Origin of the sequence: Dermabacter sp. (assembly GCF_032550575.1) — a bacterium.
GTDB classification, from domain to species: domain Bacteria; phylum Actinomycetota; class Actinomycetes; order Actinomycetales; family Dermabacteraceae; genus Dermabacter; species Dermabacter hominis.
This window is the reverse complement of record NZ_JAWFZC010000006.1, coordinates 112,100-132,037: the sequence shown is the minus strand read 5'-3', so window position 1 is coordinate 132,037 and position 19,938 is coordinate 112,100. Positions and strand designations below refer to the sequence as shown.

Annotated in this window: 12 protein-coding genes; 2 read left to right on the top strand and 10 right to left on the bottom strand. The window is 63.8% G+C overall.

What is annotated here, in order from left to right; all coding sequences use genetic code 11:
• Positions 1-194 precede the first annotated feature (194 nt).
• Positions 195-5,543 (top strand): G5 domain-containing protein, encoded by a 5,349-nt coding sequence (locus tag E6X30_RS08415; RefSeq protein WP_316336012.1) that lies wholly within the window; start codon positions 195-197, stop codon positions 5,541-5,543.
• A gap of 604 nt (positions 5,544-6,147) precedes the next feature.
• Here E6X30_RS08415 and E6X30_RS08410 read toward each other — a convergent pair.
• The 8 genes from E6X30_RS08410 to hutG form a co-directional block, all read right to left on the bottom strand.
• On the bottom strand, positions 6,148-7,047 hold the full coding sequence (locus E6X30_RS08410; RefSeq protein WP_016663470.1) for an anchored repeat-type ABC transporter permease subunit: 900 nt from the start codon (positions 7,045-7,047) through the stop codon (positions 6,148-6,150).
• Positions 7,047-7,859, bottom strand: coding sequence for an anchored repeat-type ABC transporter ATP-binding subunit (locus E6X30_RS08405; RefSeq protein WP_016663469.1), 813 nt, complete (start codon positions 7,857-7,859; stop codon positions 7,047-7,049). The genes E6X30_RS08410 and E6X30_RS08405 overlap by 1 nt, the downstream gene beginning before the upstream one ends.
• Positions 7,856-8,992 carry a choice-of-anchor M domain-containing protein gene (locus E6X30_RS08400; protein WP_051120603.1) on the bottom strand — a complete coding sequence of 379 codons (1,137 nt, stop codon included), beginning with the start codon at positions 8,990-8,992 and terminating at the stop codon, positions 7,856-7,858. Before E6X30_RS08400 ends, E6X30_RS08405 begins: the two co-directional genes overlap by 4 nt.
• A gap of 28 nt (positions 8,993-9,020) precedes the next feature.
• Positions 9,021-10,631, bottom strand: a complete 1,611-nt coding sequence (locus tag E6X30_RS08395; protein WP_197736225.1) for an anchored repeat ABC transporter, substrate-binding protein — start codon at positions 10,629-10,631, stop codon at positions 9,021-9,023.
• On the bottom strand, positions 10,628-12,628 hold the full coding sequence (locus tag E6X30_RS08390) for a choice-of-anchor M domain-containing protein (protein ID WP_016663466.1): 2,001 nt from the start codon (positions 12,626-12,628) through the stop codon (positions 10,628-10,630). Before E6X30_RS08390 ends, E6X30_RS08395 begins: the two co-directional genes overlap by 4 nt.
• Positions 12,629-12,721: 93 nt before the next feature.
• The gene (locus E6X30_RS08385; RefSeq protein ID WP_016663465.1) at positions 12,722-13,339 is read right to left on the bottom strand and encodes a cysteine hydrolase family protein; all 618 of its coding nucleotides are present in this window, start codon (positions 13,337-13,339) and stop codon (positions 12,722-12,724) included.
• Positions 13,336-14,805 carry a cytosine permease gene (locus tag E6X30_RS08380; RefSeq protein WP_016663464.1) on the bottom strand — a complete coding sequence of 490 codons (1,470 nt, stop codon included), beginning with the start codon at positions 14,803-14,805 and terminating at the stop codon, positions 13,336-13,338. Before E6X30_RS08380 ends, E6X30_RS08385 begins: the two co-directional genes overlap by 4 nt.
• Before the next feature lie 48 nt (positions 14,806-14,853).
• On the bottom strand, positions 14,854-15,858 hold the full coding sequence (hutG, locus tag E6X30_RS08375) for a formimidoylglutamase (RefSeq protein WP_316336011.1): 1,005 nt from the start codon (positions 15,856-15,858) through the stop codon (positions 14,854-14,856).
• 62 nt (positions 15,859-15,920) lie between these two features.
• On the opposite strand from hutG, the gene E6X30_RS08370 reads away from it, so the two are divergent.
• Positions 15,921-16,679 (top strand): IclR family transcriptional regulator, encoded by a 759-nt coding sequence (locus E6X30_RS08370; RefSeq protein WP_016663462.1) that lies wholly within the window; start codon positions 15,921-15,923, stop codon positions 16,677-16,679.
• A gap of 38 nt (positions 16,680-16,717) precedes the next feature.
• Here E6X30_RS08370 and E6X30_RS08365 read toward each other — a convergent pair whose 3' ends face one another.
• Positions 16,718-18,475, bottom strand: a complete 1,758-nt coding sequence (locus E6X30_RS08365) for a pyruvate dehydrogenase (protein WP_016663461.1) — start codon at positions 18,473-18,475, stop codon at positions 16,718-16,720.
• A 613-nt stretch (positions 18,476-19,088) separates the two neighbouring features.
• On the bottom strand, positions 19,089-19,934 hold the full coding sequence (locus tag E6X30_RS08360; protein WP_016663460.1) for an MBL fold metallo-hydrolase: 846 nt from the start codon (positions 19,932-19,934) through the stop codon (positions 19,089-19,091).
• Between the last annotated feature and the right edge of the window lie 4 nt (positions 19,935-19,938).

Sequence of the window (19,938 nt, the reverse complement as noted above, 5' to 3'; positions counted from 1 at the left end):
ATTTGAAGTGCACCCAACACTTGACGTGCCTCTAGCGCGCACGTGCTAGACGCGCTAAGGTACGGAAGTACCGTTGAGTATTACTGTCCGCTTTCGTCGTCCCTGACTTGGGCGGTGGCATACGAGAAGAGACTCCAGTTCTCCGCTCTCGTCCAATCGGTATTCAGTGAAATCCCTGACCTAAGGACAAAGGCATGATTTCTTCCCACGAAACATGGGGGCGTAAGCGCTTACCGCGCTTGGGCCTCTCGGCGCTCACCGCGCTCGCTCTCGCTGCGGGCACTCTCGGAGTGGTTCCGCACAGCCCCTTCGTTTCCGAAGCTTCCGCAGCTGAAAGCTTCACTGGTGGCATCCGCGACAAGTCCGGCGCGGTGGAGAAGGACGCCCAGAAGGCCTCCGACCTGCCGGCTGGTTCGTGTGTTGTCTCGGAAAGCACTCCGGAGGGTAGCCAAGCTGGTTTCAGCTGGTACACCTCTGAGCCGAGCGCGAGCAGCCCCAACAAGAAAGCCTGGGGCTTGAGAGTCGCCTTTGATAACTCAAAGGATCGCACGTTCGCTGATTGGAGTTTTACCAATTCAGGCTTGATGGGCAACTACCTCGACACGGCTCAAATTCCTGCCACGGATGCCGGTCAGACCTTTGGCGGCAAGGTAGTCACACACAAGGCCGACGAAGTCCTCGTGATTGATGGCTCTAGGCAACAGCGAAACCTGAACCTCAACGCGGAACTGACCGATGCGAAAGTCAAGCAGTTCGCTGAAGCCACTGCCGCGAAACCGGTACGTTATGCCTGGCAGGGCGACTACAAGCAGGAAAATCCCAACCCAACGGCTAGGGCCACCCGGGGAGAGTCCGCATCCTTTACGGCCGTCGTGAACCCGTGGCCGAGTGAGAACATCGAATGTAACCCGATCACGGTGTCGTGGGAGAACTTTGAGAAGCACGTCATCGTTGCAGGTGCAGAAACTAAGGTCGGTAAGATCAACATCCCGGCTGTGACCGGTCAGGGCACGGATGACTCCATGTCCCGTATGGTCGTGGAAGCCTACGACGGTAACGGCCAGTTCATCGGCACCACCGACCCAGCGGCCTCCGGCGGCACCAAAAACCTGCGCATCGACGAAACCACCGGCGACATCTACTTCACCTGGCCCGAGTACCGCGGTACCGACCTGGCGACTGATAAGAACGTGAACTTCTCCGTTCTGGCAAAGCCGCGCAGCGTAGACGAGCTCAAGGCTGCTGGTGAGAACAACAATGAGTTTGGCACCCCTCATGTCTTCGACAGCTCCAACTCACTGACGCGCTACAACAAGGCGAACGTCATCGACTCCAAGGCGTTCTCCCTGGACGACACCGAGTACCACTCCCCGAAGTACGACAAGACCGACGCCACGATCATCTCCGGCGTCGATAGCGCTACCGGTCCGATTGCTACCGAACCGCAGAAGGTCACCTTCACCCAGACTCCTGATCTGATCAAGGACCTGGCGAAGAAGAAGGGCGACGGCGGTTTCGAAGCCAAGGTCACCCTGGACGAGAAGTACGTCTACGAGGGCTGGACCGTCGAGATGGACGAGGACTACAACGTCACCGTCACCGCTCCAGAGAACCCGCGTCCAGGCACCTTCGCGCGCCCTGTGATTACGGTGGAGTACTCGAACGGCTCCACTGACAAGCTTGAACTCCTCGTGGTTGTTGACCCGAACAACACCCAGGTCACCGACCTCGTGCGTCCGAGCCTGACGAAGGGCCACATCGGTGACGACCTCACCGCCCAGGTGGGCACCAAGTCCATCATGAAGGGCTATAAGCCGGTTCACCCGGCGAAGTTCGAGATCGACGAATCCACTGTGCCTGAGGGCTGGACCGTGACCGTTGATGAGACCGGCAAGGTCACTGCTAAGGCGGATGACACCGTTGCACCGGGCACGATCATCACGCCGAAGGTCAAGGCAACCTACCCTGACCAGACCACGGACGAGATCGAGACTCAGTTCCAGGCGATCGTCGATATCAAGATCCCGACCTACGACACGGTCACCAATAAGCCGACTGCGAAGGTCTCGCTCAAGCCAGAGCTCCCGGAGCGTGGCTTGAGCGGTAATACGACCGACGAGGCTCCGAAGCGTTACACCTTCCCGGACGGTAAGACCCAGATGACGGTCACCGATGACAGCGGTACGTGGACCGTCAAGATTGATGAGAACACTGGTGAGATCACCACGACGATTCCGCGGACCGCGCCTGAGGGCTACATCCTGAACGTCCCGGTTCTGGCCTACTACGACAACGCTGACAAGCCGCAAGAGGTCAAGGGCACCGTCGTCGTCCTGAAGAGCGACGTCGCTCCGGTGTACGACGTGCAGTCCACCGGCCCGAACCAGGCCGTGGAGCACCACGTCCAGGACGCACCGAAGGGTTCGAAGTTCTCGTTCGGTAAGGACGAGAACGACCAGCCGATCACCGAGCAGGAAGTTGACGGCTGGAAGTACAAGGTCGACCCGAACACCGGTGTCGTCACCTCCACCCCGCCGGCAGATGCCAAGCCGGGCGACAAGAAGACTGTCACCGTAACCGTCGAGGCCCCGGATGGATCGACTCCGGTGGTTCCCGTCACCACCGTGGTGAAGCTATCTAACAACTGGGAAGCGGAGCCCTCCTACCCGGTACAGACGGTGTACCCGGGCGAGTCCGCAAAGCTGCCGCTGGAGCTCAACAAACCGGACAACATCAACGTCGCCAAGGACAATCCTTACAAGCTGGGTAACCTCCCGGCGGGTTGGACGGCCACCATTGACAACAATGGCCAGATCACTGCAACCGCACCTGCGGATGCAAAGCCAGGTGATCAGGTCAAGATTCCGGTTACCGTCACCTACGAGGACGGCTCTACCGATACCGCTTACGCAGTGGTGAACGTTATTGACGTCCCCACCCGCGAGGTGCCGTTCGACGTCGTATACAAGTACGACGACTCCATCCCCGCCGGCGAGTACAAGGTCGAGACCAAGGGCGAGCCGGGCTCGGAAAAGCAGAACAAGGACGGCAGCTGGGAGCGGACCAAGAATCCGGTAAACGAGGTAGTTATCGTCGGCACAAAGCCTGCCGAGGCTGCCAAGGATGTGACGTGGACGGTTCCGATCCCGTACCCGACTGAGGTTCGCGAGAACCCGGAACTGAAGCCTGGTGAAACCCGGGTTGTTCAGGAAGGTGAGAACGGCGAGAAGACCTACACTGCTAAGTTCACGGCCAAGGGCTCCGAAGCACAGGTTGCTGAGGAAGAAACCACCAAGGAGCCTGTCAAGCGGATCGTCGAGTACGGCCCGGGCGTTGCTCCGAGCGAGCTGGTGACCAAGACCGAGAAGCCGATTCCGTTCGAGACCAAGGTTGTCTTTGACGACACCCTCGAGGCAGGCAAGCAGGTAGTTGACCAGAAGGGTGAAGTTGGTACCGAGGTTGAGACCTCGACTCAGAAGATCGTGGACGGCAAGCCTTCCGGCGACCCGGAAGTGACGACTGAGCGCACTAAGGAACCGACCGAGCAGATCATCCGCGTCGGCACCAAGACGACCGGTACTACGACTGAGACCGTTAAGTCCGAGGTTCCATTCGGCGTGAAGGTCGAGTTTGACCCGAACATGCCTGCCGGTACGTCTGAGGTTGTGACCGAAGGTAAGCCTGGTGAGAAGACGGTGACGATCACGCGCGATATCACCAACTCCAAGCCGGGCGAACCGCAGATCACCGAAGAAATCACCAAGCAGCCTGTTGATCAGGTCATTAAGGTCGGCACTAAGCCGTCCGAGGCCTCCAAGCAGGTCACCTGGACTGCCCAGGTTCCGTTCGAGGTTATTACCCGCCCGAACCCGGAGCTGAAGCCGGGCGAGATCAAGGTCGTCCAGAAGGGCGTCCCTGGCGAGAAGACCTACACTGCTGACTTCACTGCCAAGGGCGACCAGGCAACTGTCACCCCTGAAGAGAAGCAGACCAAGGACCCGGTCGACGAAATCATCGAGTACGGCCCAGCAGCTGAGGACACCGAAGTGGTGACCAAGGTTGAGAAGCCGGTTCCGTTCGAGACTGAGATCGTCTTCGACAACACCCTCAAGGAGGGTGAGCAGAAGGTCGACCAGCAAGGTGAGACCGGTACCGAGGTTGTGACGTCGACTCAGAAGATCGTGGATGGCAAGCCTTCGGGTGACCCGGAAGTGACGACTGAGCGCACGAAGGAACCGGTCAAGCAGATCATCCGCGTGGGTACCAAGACTGAAGGCACTCACACGACTGCGTATGAAAAGGATGTGCCGTTCGAAACCGAGATCATCTTCGACGACACGATGGAAGCCGGAAAGCAGGAAACTGTTCAGGAAGGCCAGCTCGGTAAGGACAAGGTCACCACGACCCTGACCATCGAGAACTCGAAGGTTGTGGATACGAAGGCTGAAACCGAGCGTGTGACCGAGCCGGTCAAGAAGATCATCAAGATTGGCACCAAGGGCACGCCCGCCTCCACAACCATCGAGTGGACGGAAAAGACTCCGTTCGAAGTCGAGGTACGCGTCAACCCTGACCTACAGCCAGGCGAGACCAAGGTTGTCCAGGAAGGCAAGCAGGGCGAGGTCAAGCACACCGTCAAGGTCAACGCCGAAAACGGTGAGATCACCAAGGAGGACACCTCCGAGAAGATCAGCGACCCGGTCAAGCAGATCGTCGAGGTTGGTCCGGCCACGAACCAGACCGAGCTCACCGATAAGCACACTGAGAAGACCCCCTACGACACCATCATTGAGTACGATCCGAACCTCGAAGTCGGCAAGGTGGTTGAGGACCAGGCTGGTTCCTTCGGCGAGAAGGAAATCACCAAGACGTGGAAGCTCGAAAACGGTAAGCCAGTAGGCGATCCGGAAGTATCCGAGAAGGTTCTTAAGGATCCGCAACCGCGCAAGATCCGCGTGGGCTCCAAGTGCAACTGCGACAAGCCGACTCCGGAGGAACCTGGCAACCCCGAGGATCCGACGAATCCGGGTAAGCCGGAGGAGCCGGGTAATCCCGAGGAGCCGGGTCAGCCTGAGGAGCCGGGTCAGCCTGAGGAGCCGGGTCAGCCTGAGCAGCCTGGTGAGCCTGAGCAGCCTGGTGAGCCCGAGGAGCCGGGTCAGCCTGAGCAGCCTGGTGAGCCCGAGGAGCCGGGTCAGCCTGAGGAACCGGGTAAGCCTGAGGAGCCGGGTCAGCCTGAGGAGCCGGGCAATCCCGAGGAGCCGGGTAAGCCTGAGGATCCGACGGATCCGGGTAAGCCTGAGGAGCCGGGTAATCCTGAGGATCCGACGGATCCGGGTAAGCCTGCAGATCCGACGCAGCCCGGTCAGCCCGAAGAGCCCGGTAAGCCCGAGAATCCGGCTAACCCGAGCAATCCGTCGAAGCCGGCTATTCCTCTGCCGCGTACCGGTGCCGAGATTGCCGCGACTGCCGGCCTTGCCGCACTGCTCGTGCTCGGCGGCGTAGGCGCAGTGGCATGGCGCCGCAGGTCGAACTCGCAGAAGTGAGCACCGAGGCGATGAGGCTCTAGAGCTTCATCCCTGACTCGCACACATGTGGCGGGGGAGCGGGAGAAATCCCGAGCCCCCGCCACATTCGTATACCCATGACCGAAAGACGGCGATGCCGCCTCCCTAAGAGGGCTAGGCGGCAATTCGCGAGGAATCGTTGCGGCCGAAGCACGCAAAGGCGAAGGGAGCCGCAGAAGCCGAGATATATCGGGCCAGAGAACCACCCGTGGCCGTCGGCGGGATAGCTGTCGCCGGTAGCTAAAACTCAACCCAACGTTTGCGGCGGAATGAGGTCGAATAGCGCCGCAAACGTTGGGGTTAGTTTCCTAGACCGGGAAAGGGAAGGGAAGGGATGGGAAGGGGCGGGAAGGGAAGAGGAGGGAAGGGAAGGGGCGGAGTGCCGAAGCCGTGGTGCGCCGGGGTGTGCCGGTTCGGGTGCGAGGCCGGAGCCGGTGCGGGATGGTGGGTCGCCGAAGCCGTGGTCCGTTCGGCCTGCCGCTCTGGATGGCCCCTGCGGCCCCCCTCACCAACCTAGGAATCTAAACCCTACGTTTGGGGCGTAATGGCTTCGAGTTGCGCCGCAAACGTTGGAGTTAGTCTCCTAGACGGTCGCCTCGAGCTCCGTTCCCTCGGCCCCGTTATCGAGCTCGCCCCGGCGCTTGTTGCGTAGTACGCCGTGGCGGGGGCTCAGCGCCCACGACAGCACGAAGATCGCAGTCGCGACGAGCACGATCGTGCCGCCCGTGGGAAGATCGAGCGACCACGAGAAGTACACGCCGAGCAGGGCACTGCCCATGCCAATACCTGCAGCGCACGCCATCATCGGGACGATTCGATCCGTGAGCATGCGCGCCGAGGCCGCGGGAGTCACGAGAAGGGCGAGCACGAGGATGTTGCCGATCGTGTGGATGCTCATGACGACCGCGAGGGTGACGAGAACCGACAGCGCGATGTCGAGGAGCATCACGGGGAGGCCAAGCGCCGCCGCGTAGCCGCGATCCATGCCCACCACGACGAGGTCGCGGTGCAGGATCACGAGCAGGGCAAGCACAATCGCGGTGAACACAGCCGAGGTCACGAGCGCCGAATCCTCAATGCCCGTGATTGCACCAAACAGGAAGCTCGAAAGCGAGCCACCATAGCCGGGAGCGCGGCTCATCACGACGATGCCGAGCGCAAATGCCGCCACGAAGAACACGCCGATCACGGCGTCGCTTCGCAACCGGTGGTGGTTCCCGAACACCGCGATGAGAATTGCCGTGATGACACCCGCGACGATGCCTCCCACGAGGAACGAGCCCTGAAGCACGAACGCGACCGCGATGCCGGGAAACACCGCGTGCGCGACGGCGTCCCCAATGAACGTCATGCCGCGCAGCACCACGTGCGTGCCCACAACGGCGCACACGAGCGCCGCGAGCATCGACACGACGAGAGCTTTCGGCAGGAACGTCAGCTGCGGGTTCGTGAGGTCGGTGAGGAAGTCGAGAGGAGTCAGCATCAATGGTCTTTCGATTCGGCGTCGACCGCGGAGGCGACGTGCGTAAGAAGAGGTGAGTGCTCGGAAACGCGGAAGGTCTCCCGCCACGGCTCGGGGTCGCGCAGTTCGCTCGGCGGGGCATCCGCGATCACTCGGCGATTGAGCAGCACCACGCGATCGGCGACGTGCAGCGCATGCGTAAGGTCGTGCGTCGACATGACCACGGCGCAGCCCTCGCGCGCGAGCGAGACGAACAGGTCGCTCAGGAGTTCCTGCGAGGGCATGTCGAGCCCCGTGAACGGCTCGTCGAGCAAAAGAACGGCGGGCTCGAGCACCAGTGCGCGAGCGATCATGACGCGTTGCCGCTGACCGCCCGACATCTCACCGATCGGGCGATCCTTCATTGCGTCCATGCGGACCTTTGAAAGGGCGTGCGCGACGGCCTTGTAGTGCTCTTTGCCGGGGGAGCGCCAGCGGCTGAGCTTGCGAATAAGCCCGAGCATGACCACGTCGTGCGCGGTCGCGGGGAAATCCCACTCCATTTCGCTGCGCTGCGGAACGTACGCACGTTCCCCGCGCGCGTCGACGGTTCCCGAAGCGAGGGGGAGAACCCCGAGAAGGCTCTTCACGAGGGTGGTTTTACCGGCGCCATTCGGCCCGAGCAGCACCGTGACGCTTCCCGCCTCGATATCGAGGCTGATGTCGTCAAGGACCGTGCGCCCACCGAGATTCACACGTAGCTGCGAGCACGACAGCGGAAGCGCGGCATCGGTGTGGCCCGCCGCGGTCGCGCCAGCCGCCTCACGCGGGTGTGCGCTGAGGGCGGAGGTCACTTCCTGCCACCTTCGCCCGGCTGGTTCGCGGCCGAGGAGCCGGTGCCTGCGGCTTCGCTTTCGGCTTCGGCTCGCGCGCGCTCATTCTTCTTTTTGTTGAGCGCGTAGGCTCCGCCGCCCGCAGCAGCAACCACGGCAGCGCCGCCGCCCACGATCCACGGAAGAGAGTTCGAGCTCGTCTTTTCGCTCGCGCCGTCATCGGCAGCGCCCTTCGAGGGCTTAGCCTTCGCGTCATCCTTCGCGGCGCCGGGAGCCGAGGAAGCGTCGGACCCGCCATCGCTCGCACTTCCCGCGGCCGGTGCACCGTCGTTGGCCCACGCGGGCGTCGCCTGCATCGCTTCATCCGGTGCGGTCGCATCGCCGACCGCGAAACGCAGGGTGCCGCCAGCGGAGTACTTCGTGCCATCCTCGCCCTCGGCCATCGCCTCCACGGCGAGGAGATACACGCCGGGCTTCGTGAACACCCAGTTCGCGTGCGTGTGCGTGTTGATGTCCACGAACACGTCGGCGGGGGTCTGCTCGAGCGTGTCGCCATCGGCGAGCTGCTGCGGCGGCGCGAAGTTGCCCGGCTGGAGGAAGAGGCTGAAATGCCCCGGGCCTGAAACGTTGGTGAAGCGCAGCGTCACGCCGCGCGGGCACGCCTTCACAACCGCCGGGTCCTGCGTGTTCCAGCCGAGCCACACGACGCCCGAGACCTCGGTCTGCGGAACGACGTACACCTCGGAGCCCGGATCGGCCTTGATGAACGAATACGCTTCATCCTCCGGAACGGGAAGAATGCCCTGGTCATGCACCTGGAAAACGATGTCCTCGACCATGCGCCACGTGGGGGTTTCCCCCGTGTCGTCGCGCGCGGCGAAAATCCACTCACCGTCGATGAGGCGCGGGCCGAGATCGACGTGATGCGCATCGATCACGACCTTCTCGCCCTCGACAATCTTCTCGTCATCGCTCACCTTCTGCTTGAGAGCCGGATCGTCGGCACCGTCGGTCGCGCCGTCGGTCGGATCGAGCGGGAGGGGCCGTGCGGGGGCCGCGAGGGCAGCGGGGGCACAGGCCAGGGCGCCGAGTGCGCCGGCGCCGAGGGCCGCAAAGTGGCGCCGCGTGAGGGCGCGAGAAGAACGGGAAGTCATGAGCTCATCTTTCGTTGGTAGGAGGGTCTTATTCCGACGCTTGCCGGTCACCATCGCCCAGGGGTTTTCCACCGAGCCCCCTCGCGAGGGAGTCGGCGTTGGCTCTCATCATCGCGGCGTAGGTATTGACCTCGCGCGTGAAGGAGTCGCCCCAGATGGGCTGGACGGGAATCTTTTCCATGCGGGCGGCATCAACGAGGCTCGTCGATACCGGTCCCGCTGTGGCTTCAAGGAAGACCGCTTTCGGGGCGAGGTCGCGCAGAGTCGCGGCGAGGCGGCGGCGATCCGCGATGGAAGGCTCTTGCCCCGGTGAGGGGGAGACGACGGCGGCGATACGAAGCCCGTAGCGGTTCGCGAGGTAGCCGTAGGCGTCGTGGGTCGTCACGAGTTCGCGGCCGGCCTGCGGGATTGAATCGATCGAACGCTGGACGTAGGAGTCGACGTCGTCGAGTTCGCGCAAGTATGTGGCTGCCCGCGAGCGGTATCCGCCCGCGTGGTCCGGGTCGAGGCCGCACAGGTGGTCGCGAATGACTTCGACGTAGGCCTGGGCGTTCGTGACGTCTTGCCACAGGTGCGGGTCGATCTCGCCGTGCACGTGCTTGCCGAGCACAGCCTGCGGCAGCTGGTAGACGTCTGTTCCGCCGCGGGCGATGAATCGGAAGGCCGGATCGGCGGGGACCGGAAGCAGCGCTTTCGGAGGCACGTGGATCACCATGTCGTCGAGCGCGATGTCGCGCGTACCGCCGTCGGCTTCGGGGTCGTCGATGCGCATCACGAGCGCACCAGAGGGCACATCGACCGTGATGTCGGCGTGGCCCGCGGAAATCACCCGGCGCTTCGCGAGGGAGGAGTGGGCGCCTTTTTTCGCCGCTTCCTCGGGGGAGATGCCGACGCAGATCCAGACGTCGCCCTCGGCGGAGGACTCGGCGCCAAGCGCACCACCGCTCCACGTTCCCCTGAAGCGCGCGCGATAGACGCCTGCCTTAGTAAAGGCCCAGCTCATGTGCGTGTGGGCATCCATGGGAAGGTCGATGGCATCGGTGCGGGCCGAGAGGCCGTCGGACGAATCAAAGACGCGCTGGGGCTCCCCGAACGTTCCGGTCACGTACCCGTGCAGGGCGCCGGGTCCGTCGCTCTCGGTGAGGGCGAGACGCACTTGCGTGAGGCGCCCGGCACCACGTTCGCGGCCCGCGACGCGAAGGCCGAGCCACACCGTGTCAAGAGAGCGGTTCTCGACGAGCGGGATGATTGTGGCGCCGCGCGTCGAGGCTTCCTCGGCGAGTGCGAGGTGCGTCGAGCCAGCGGGAAGGTTCGCGTCGATCGTGCGGATCAGCGCCTGTTCCTCGAGCATGAGATAGTTCGACAGCGCGAGATCGGCGTATGCGATGTCGCGGACGTTGCGGGGGAGCGGTTCGAACGAGTGTGGGTCGCCGCCCTCGGGGATGAGGGACGTGACGAGTGCATCGGGACCCGCGACGTTCTTTGCGAGATCGGCGAGAATGCCGGTCGTTGCCACGACGCGCGGGCGAGGATCCTCGCTCGAGCGCGCGGTGCGGCCAGGCAGAATGATCGCGCCGAGAGAACAGGCGGCGGCGCCCAGGAGCACGGAGCGCCGCCGCAGTTGAGGGGTGGACGTCACTGGAAGCGGCGCCTCGCCACTGCAGTGCCAGCGCCCACGATGATGAGCGCTGCAGCGGTGCCGGCAAGGCCGGTCACCTCAGCGCCCGTGCGCGGAAGATCCGAAGCGGAACCCGCGGGAGCGTCGCCCGTCACGGACTTGGCGTAGTCGGCGGAGCCGCCCGCCTCCACGATCTGGTCGGCGCTGAGGTCACAGTCGGCGCCGTCCTCGGTCTTGCCCTTGAGGTCGACGATCTTGTAGCCCTTGCCGTCCTTGAAGATCTGGCCGATCTTCGCGCTCTTGCGGTCCTTTGCGGCGCTCACGCTCGAGCCCGAGCCGGCGGTCGAGGAGTACCACTTCTGGCCAACGATCTGGCCGAAGTTGCCCGAGGTGAACACGCCCACGTTGCCCGGGCCGCTCGCGGACACGAGGGTCTGCGTGATTTCGCCGGTCGTGTTCTGAATGATCGAGGGGTGCATCGAGTTCGCGCCGACCCACGGAACGCTCGGGGCCTGAGTCGAGCCGATCATCCACACGTCCGAGCCTGCGGGGGCGATGAACTCGATGCCCGCGGGGGCCTTTGCCTTTGCGGCGTTGCCGAGGCCGAACGAGATGGAGGAGGGGTCAACCCACTGCGCGGGTGACTTGCGGTCGTCCTTGATCGACGAGATGAGCTTGCCGTTCTCGAAACGTGAACCGAAGTCGAAGTGGCCGCTCGTTGCGCCGGAGCTGCTCCCCACGTTGAACGTGAGGGTCGAGGTGTCGGAGTAGCTCTTGCCGTCCTTGCCCTTGACGCTCTGACGGATCGTCAGCTTGTAGGTGCCGGGCTTCGAGAAGACCCAGTTGGGGTGCACGTGCGTGTTCGCGGGAATCGTGTACGAGCCGCCAACCTTGGCCTTGGAGATGCTCGTCGCGGCCTTGATTTCGTCCTGCGTGGCGTCGCGCACGACCTCGGTCGCCGTGCACACGGGCGCCTTCGGCTCTTCCTTGGCGGGGGCTTCCGGCATCGCCGGTGCTGCGGGAGCAGCGTGCTTTGCCGGTGTCTTGGCCTCCTTAGCCGGGGCCGCAGCCTTAGCCTTAGCCTTAGGCTTCGCCTTCGGCGCGGGTGCGGCGGGCTTTTCCGGCGCCTTGGCCTTCGGCGTGGAAGTGCGAGGCTTCGGCTTGTCCGCGGGTGCGGGATTTGCGGGCGCGGCAGGCTTGGTGGAGTCCTTCGGCGCAGGCGCTGCCGCGGTGGGTGCGGTGTCCGACGGCTTCTTCGGTGTCGTCGAGTCCTCCGGTTTAGGGGCAGGAGCCGGTGCTGGGGCAGGAGCCGGTGCCGGCTTTTCAGCCTTGGCGTCGGCCTTGCCCTTGAACTCATCGCCCACGGTGAAGGTGTAGGTCGCCTTGTTCGAGGAGACCTTCTTGCCGCCCTTGCGGCCCTCGGCGTGTAGGGTCAGCGTGTACACGCCGGGCTTCGTGAAGACCCAGTTGGCGTGAGTGTGCGCTGGCATTTCCTGGTTGCGCACGGCGCCAGCCTTGAGGTCCATGCTGCCGTTCTCGAGGAGAGGCGCGATCCCGCCGAATGAGTCCTGGCCGAACAGGTGAATCTGGCCCGGGCCTTCGACCTTGTCGAACTTGAGCTTGATCGACTTATCAAAACCCTTCCCCTGCGTGCTGAGCGTGTCCCAGCCCGGCCAAAGGAGCTTTTGGTCCTGGGACATAGGCAAAAAATACGCTTTGGGTGCGCCGGGAAAGGCCTTGGGGATGTCTTTGAGGGCCGCGGACTTCACGTGAAGCTCGACGTCTTCGGGCTTGTGAGTCACGTGTTGACCGGTGACGTCTTCCTTGAGGTTGAGCTTCAGTGCGTCGCCCTCAGCGGTGACGTTGAAGGCATCGACGTGGCCGGATTCGATCACGAGGCGCCCGGCGGCGTGCGCCGAGCCGAGAGGAATGAGGATAACGGCGAGCGAAGCGAACGCCGCGAGGAGCGCGCGCAACGCGGCGCGAGTGCGCGCCGGCGCCGTGGCTGTCTGGACCAAGGGAGCACCTTTCTATGTCGCCCGGCGAAAAAACGCGAGCAACGGTTGTTAATGAGAGTCGCTATCATTAACAACATAGGGAGCCTCCTCCCGTCAACCCAGGGACAGCACCTCGTTCGTTGTAGCGATACGCACCTGCGGCGCAAAAAGCCTCATGATTGAGAGCGCCCGCTCGTGATTTCCCTGGTCAGAGCCCGCACACGCATCGCTCACGAGGGTGATCCACGCACCCGAATCGGCCGCGGGAAGCACGGTCGAGATCACGCAGCAATCGGTCGACACTCCCGCCACGACGAGACGCGGGCTCCCGCCCGTAATCGCGGTGAGCTGGGCGCCCCACTTGCCGAACGTTGGCTCGGAAATCACGTGCGAAGCACCGAGCGCGGCAGCCTCGGGAGTGAGGTCGTACAGTGGGTCGCTCGCCGGCACATCTGCAAACGGCCACGCCTCGAAATACTCGCCCCACGAGGTCGAGCGGTCAGCCGTCGGAACCCAGCGCGTGAGAATCACGCGCCCCTCGAATGCCTCCGCGAGGCGCGCGATATTCGCCCACGCCGCCTCCCACATGGGGGAGGCCCAGTCCGACGGCTGCTCGGCAAAAATCACCTGCGGATCGATCACGAGGAGCCACGCCTTCGAAGCTTTGTCGCCCGCGCCCCCGCGAGAAGAGGCGGACGAGGTGGGCCCCCCGGGCGTCGGAAAAGCGCTCACTGGCCCATCTCCTGCCGGCGGATCGTGCCGCGGCGCAGCACGAGCGTCACGAGGAAGCCGAGCACGAGCGCGAGCAACACCCCGAGGTTCGCGAACGCCCAGTCTCCCTTGCGGCCGCCGATCGGGCCGAGCAGGTAGCCCTGCCAGTTGTTCCACGCGGCCGCCTCGGCGAAGTTGTTGACGACGAGGCCCCAGCCGATGATCGAGCACACGACGAGCGTGAGGATCGAGACCCAGTCAATGGAGCCGTAGCGCCCGTTCGCGTCGAAGAGCGCGTGCTCGTCGTAATCGGCGCGGCGCGTGAGGATGTCGGCGATGAGGATGCCCGCCCAGGCCGCGAGCGGCACGCCAAGGGTGATGAGGAAGCTCTGGAAGGGGCCGAGGAAGTCGTGCGCGAAAAACACGACGTAGATCGTGCCTGCCGTGAGGATAAGACCGTCGATCGCGGCGGCGGCCGGGCGCGGGATGTTAATGCCGAGGCTCAGGAGCGTGAGGCCCGAGGAGTAAATGCCGAGAACAGCGCCCGAAACGAGCGCGAGAACCGCCGTGAGCCAGAACGGGATGAGCACCCAAATCGGGAGGATCGAGGCGAGAGTACCGATCGGGTCATTCGCGATGCCGCTGCTTAGAGACGGATCCGAGGCCACGAGGAGCACGCCGAAGAACACGAGGAGAACGGGGGCGATCGCGCCGCCAAGGGTGTTCCACAAAATAATCGCGCCATCCGACGTCTCGCGCTTTTGGTATCGCGACCAGTCCGCGGCGATGTTGATCCAGCCGAGGCCGAAGCCCGTCATGACCATGACGAGCGCGCCGATGACCTGCTGAGGGCTCCCGTTCGGAACGGCGAGAACCGTATTGAGGTCGATATGCGAGAACGTGAGAATCACGTACAGGATCGTGATCGCGCCCGTGACCCATGTGAGAACCGACTGGAGCTTCATGATCGTGTGGTAGCCGAGCACGCTCGCGATCACGATGAGGGCCGCGACGGCGATCGTGGCCGCGATAAGCACGGGCGTGCCGCTCGGGAGACCAAGGCGCGCGAAAACCGTGGCCGTCGCGAGGACCGCCATGATCGACAGGAACGTCTCCCAGCCGATCGAAGTGAGCCACGAGACGATGCCGGGAACCTTCTGCCCGTGAACGCCGAACGCGGCGCGCGAGAGCACCATCGTGGGCGCGCTACCCCGTTTGCCCGCGATCGCAATCAGGCCACACAGGAAGAACGAGATCGGGATGCCGATGAGGGTCACGAGCGTGGCCTGCCAGAAGCTCACGCCGAAACCGAGGATGTAGCTGCCGTAGCCCATGCCGAACACCGAGATGTTTGCGGCGAACCACGGCCAGAAAAGGTCGCTCGGCTTCGCCGTGCGCTCGGATTCAGCAACGATCTCAATGCCTTGGCGTTCCATGAGCCCCGGGCTCGTGGAAGGCGTGGGGGAGGAGGATGCGTGAGTGCTCATGAACAGCTCCAGTCGCGCGAAGGAAAGAGGGGTTAGGTCACATCCTAGTCAGCGAGCGAGGATGTGCGCGGCCTCGCTCACGAGTCGAGCCGCGGACTTCGCGGTGCGTCCATCCACGTCAAAGCGCGGATTCAGCTCGACTATGTCCATGAGCGAGAGTTTCCCGGTGCGCGCAGCGGCCCGCACCGCCGCCACGATGATCGGCAAATCCACGCCAAGTGCCGCCGAGGCCGACACCCCGGGCGCCGTGTGGGCGGGCAGCACGTCGAGGTCGATCGTCAGGTAGAGAACGTCGATACGGGCGGCGAACTCCTCGACGAACCGCGCGACGCCCTCGGCACCCATCTCAAGGCACTCCAGATCCGTGCGGTACTCAACCCCAAGCGCATCGGCAGTCTCAAACAGAGCGCGCGTATTGCCTGGCTCCGCGATCCCGAGCACGGCGTAATTGAGGGAGCGCCCCTCGGCCGCCTCCGCCTCAGCCATCTGCAAGAACGGAGTCCCGCTCGTCGGCGTCGGGGCGCTGCGCAGATCGAAATGAGCGTCGAGATTGAGAACACCCCACGATGGGAGGCGGCAACCGTCGGATCCCTCGCCGCCAAGGTGCTCGCGAAGCCCGAGGTAACTCGCCCACGCGGTCTCGTGGCCGCCACCGAGCACGAGCGTGAGGCGATTGCCCTCGGTGCCGAGCGCGGTGGCCGTCAGGCTCCCCATCGCCGCCTGCGCCTCCTCGAGAGCCTCGCCGATCGTCGCAACGTCGCCCCAGTCGGCAAGAGCCACCTCACCCGAGGCGAGCGAGCCGTGAAGAGCCATGCTTGCAAGAGCCGAACGCAGTGCCGCCGGCGCCTCGGCGGCTCCTACGCGACCGTGGTTTCGGCGCACCCCCTCGTGCGAGGAGAAACCCGCGAGAGCCACGTGCGGGCCCTTGGGCGGTTGATTCTCGCTCACGAGCGACACGCGCTGATGCCAGCGCGCATGTGCGACCCCCTCGCCGTCGACTCGGCCTTGCCACGGACTTCTTTCGGTACTGCTCACGGTGTTCACACCCACCATTATGGGCGGATGGACTGTATCCAAATGGATTCGCTCCAGGCGCGCCCGATAGTGTGTGCCCTATGCCGTCGAAAGTACCCGCAGCCGCCTCAACGTTGAGGATCCTCACCTACCTCGCGCAGCGCTCGAGGCCCATCGCCGCCTCGCGCATCGCGAGCGAACTCGATATTCCGCGCTCGAGCACGTACGACATCCTCGCCGAACTCCTCGATCAGGGCTTCGTTCTCCACTACTCGGACCTGCACGCCTACGGCCTTGGCCCATCCGCCTATGAACTCAGCTTCGGCTACACCCGGCAGGCTCCGCTCGCGCGCCTCGGCAAGCGCGTGACCGAACGTCTCACGGATCGAGTCGGCGAGATCTCGCACGTCGCCGTGCTTCAGGGCCGCCACGTGCTCTACGTCGTCGAAGCACGCCTCAGCAAACCCGCCTCCTACCCCACCGACGTCGGCGTGCGCGTGCCTGCCCACCTCACCGCAAGTGGCCGCGCAATTCTCAGCGCCCTGCCAGCCAATCAGCTCGCCGCAGTGTTCACGGGAGAAACCGTGCTCGAGCCTCATCTCGGTGCCGACGTTGGCCCAGCATTCCCCGTTGCCCGCGCGCTCGCCGACGCACGCGACACACGCACGCGCGGCTACGCCGTCGAAAACGGCGAGGTTCTCGAGGGGCACCGCTCGGTGGCGCTCCCCGTTTTTGACGGCGCCCGATGGCCCGTTGCCGCGGTGGCCGTCACCTGGCAGGGAAGTGACTCCTCGCGCGACCTCGACATGGTTGAAGCCGTGCGTGTCGCCGCAGACCAACTGCAAAAGGCGATCTCCTAAAGGAGACCGCCTTTCGCCTTAGCCGCTCGCGAGAGTTCCTAGAAGAACGCTCCGGGTCGCGGAATATTACGCACGTTCGACTTCGCAAGATTCACCATCTTGCCCACGCCGCCCTCGAGCACGATCTTTCCGCCCGCGGTTGCAAAACCGCTCATCTGCTCGAGCGTGATCTTCGGAGGCATCGCAAGCGCGTCCGGATCCGTCACAATGTCGATGAGCATGGGGCCGGGGGCGGCGAGAGCCTTCTTGAGGTCCTTGCGCAGGGTCTTTGGGTTCTCGATACGGATCGAGGGGATGCCGGCACCTTCGGCGATCTTCGCGAAGTTCACCGAATCGTGGTCAGTCTCGAAATCGGGAAGGCCCGCCACGAGCATCTCGAGTTTCACCATGCCGAGGCTCGAGTTGTTGAACACGACAATCTTCGTGTTCAACTGGTGCAGGCGCACCGTGAGAAGTTCGCCCATGAGCATCCCGAGGCCGCCGTCGCCACTCATCGAAATGACCTGGCGGTTGGGTTGTGCAGCCGAGGCGCCGATCGCCTGGGGGAGGGCATTAGCCATCGTGCCGTGACGGAACGAGCCGAAGATGCGGCGCTTGCCGTTCGGCTCGATGTAGCGTGCGGCCCACACGTTGCACATGCCCGTATCGACCGTGAACACAGCATCGTCGTCCGCGAACTCATCGAGGAGGCTCGCAACGTACTCCGGGTGGATCGGCTTGAGGCGCGACGCACGCTTCGTGTACGAGTTGACGACGTGCGTGAGCTCCTTCTCCTGCTTGCGCAGCATCGAGTTGAGGAACGAGCGGTTTTTCTTCTGCTTGAGCTGGGGCAGCAGCGCGCGGATCGTGAGAGCCACATCGCCGTGCACGCCCAGATCGAGGGGCACGCGGCGGCCGAGACGCGAGCCGTCGGCATCGATCTGCACAACCTTCGGCTTGCCTTCGCGGGGAAGGAACTCCGAGTACGGGAAGTCCGTGCCGAGCAGGATCAAAAGATCGCACTCGTGAGTTGCCTCGTAGGCAGCGCCGTAGCCGAGCAGGCCGCTCATGCCCACGTCGAACGGGTTGTTGTACTGGATGAACTCCTTGCCGCCGAAAGCGTGCCCGATCGGCGCCTTGAGGGTGTCGGCGAGCTCGAGGACTTCCGCGCGTGCCCCCTCGATACCGGCCCCGGCAAAGAGGGTGATCTTCTTTGCCGAGTTCGCGAGGCGGGCGAGTTCCTCGACGACCGAGGCCTGCGGCTGGATCGCGCCGAAGGTCGTGGTGAGGGTGCGGGTCGCTTCAATCGTGACCTCCTGGCTGGCGATGTCGCCGGGAATCACAAGGACCGAAACATCCTTCTTCGCAAGCGCGGTTTGCGCGGCGTTATGAAGCATCTGCGCGCCGTGGTTGCCCGAATTGACCATTTCGCAGAAGGCCGAGCACTCGTTGAAAAGAAGCTCGGGGTGGGTCTCCTGGAAAAAGCCGGTCCCGATCTTTTCGCTCGGGATATGCGAAGCAATCGCGAGAACCGGGACGGAGTCGCGGTGGTTGTCGTAAAGGCCCTGAACGAGGTGCGTGTTGCCGGGGCCGCACGAGCCTGCGCATACGCCGAGCTTGCCCGTAACGCGGGCTTCGGCGCCTGCCGCGAAAGCCGCGGCTTCCTCGTTGCGCACGTGGATCCATTCGATGCCCTTGGTCGTGCGCACGGCATCCACGATGGGGTTGAGGGAGTCGCCCACAACGCCGTAAATGCGCTCGACGCCCATAGCAACGAGTTGATCAACGGTGTGCTGGGCGAGTGTCTTTTTCGCCATGGAGTTTCATCCCTTTCGCGGATGTTCGTCTGGCCCGCGGCGAAAACGCCGAAAAGACCAGCGTTGAGTCTGTGACGCTTTAAGCGTAGGCGGGACTTTGGTCCATTGCAGCTTGAGGTTTCAGAGGTCACGTTATTCGCGTGAGCCGGGCCACGTATTGATGAAGTTAGTACATTCTTGGGGCGGGGGCGTCGGCCTCGCGCAGGCCATGCGAGTGAACGGGCACGTAATGCAAAAAGGAGCGTGAGTGGTGCAAGGTGGCGTGCGGATTGTGTGACTCGCGTAATATTTCGCGAATCGCTCAAGGCGCTGACCAGGCAGTTTGTTGCGCTTCCGAGGGGAATTGCAGGAAATACAGCCAATCGTGAGCCCATTTCCTGGTTTTTTCAAGGCGGACGTAGTTGCCTTAATGCATCGCGCACGGATCCCGCAAAGTGGGGTCTCGTCGTGCGGGGATAAGGGTAAAGGGATTGACCCCCGGTTGTGCCTCGTGAAGGCAGACCGGGGGTTTCCCTATTGTGCCTCGCGTAATCGAGGTGTCGATAACTGCGCTATTTCCCCGTTTTCGCGCATGCCTACGAATTTTTCTCCACGCGGAAGAAGGGTCCGACGGTTACCCGCGCCCTACTGCCTCCCGAAGGCGCGCGTGCCACGCCTCCATGCGAGGTATCGATCGGCGTTCATCACGGGGATCGCCGCCCTCGAGAATCGTCTCGAGGTAGGCCCGATCGCGCTCGAGCCTGTCGAGCGCATCGGTGCCAAGGGGGCCGTGGCCAGGAATGACGAGTCGCGCCTCATGTGCGTAGGGCTCGAGCAGTGAGAGTGCATCGAGGTAGGCGCGGAAAGGGTCGAAGCTGCGCTTTTGGAGCACGCGTGCGCGATAGTCGCAGCCGTCGAGATCGGGCAAAGGGAGCTCGATGCTCGAGAGCATGTCGCCCGCGATCAGGATGCGCTGGTCGGGTAGCCATAGCGCTGTGTGGCCCGGGACGTGGGCGTCGTGAGTGAGCAATTCGGGCTCGAAGCCGTCCGGTGCCGCACCCTTTGGGAGCCATGTGCGGTGGGCATCGGCCGGAGCCTGTGGGGTGGGGTAGAGCCGGCCGAGCAGCGCGGCGATGTCGGGCCGAGAATCAAGGCCCGGATCGTCCGAAGCGGCGCGCTCGAGGAGGCGCTCGCGATCGGCTTCGACAAGGCGGACGGTTGCCTGAGAGGCGAGCCGCGGGACATCACCAAAAGCCGGATGCCACAGGACGTGATCGTGATGGGCGTGGGTGGCGAAGCCAGAAAGGGCGCTCAAGCCGCGCTCGTCGAGTTGGTCAGCGATGTCATCGAGCTCATCGACCTCCCCTCCCGGATCGACGAGCATCGCCTCGCTGATCGAGGCGAGCACAACGCTATTGAGTGCCTCGTGGCGCGAGGTGTGCACGAGGACTCCGGGCGCGACATCCACCAATTCAGCCATGGCC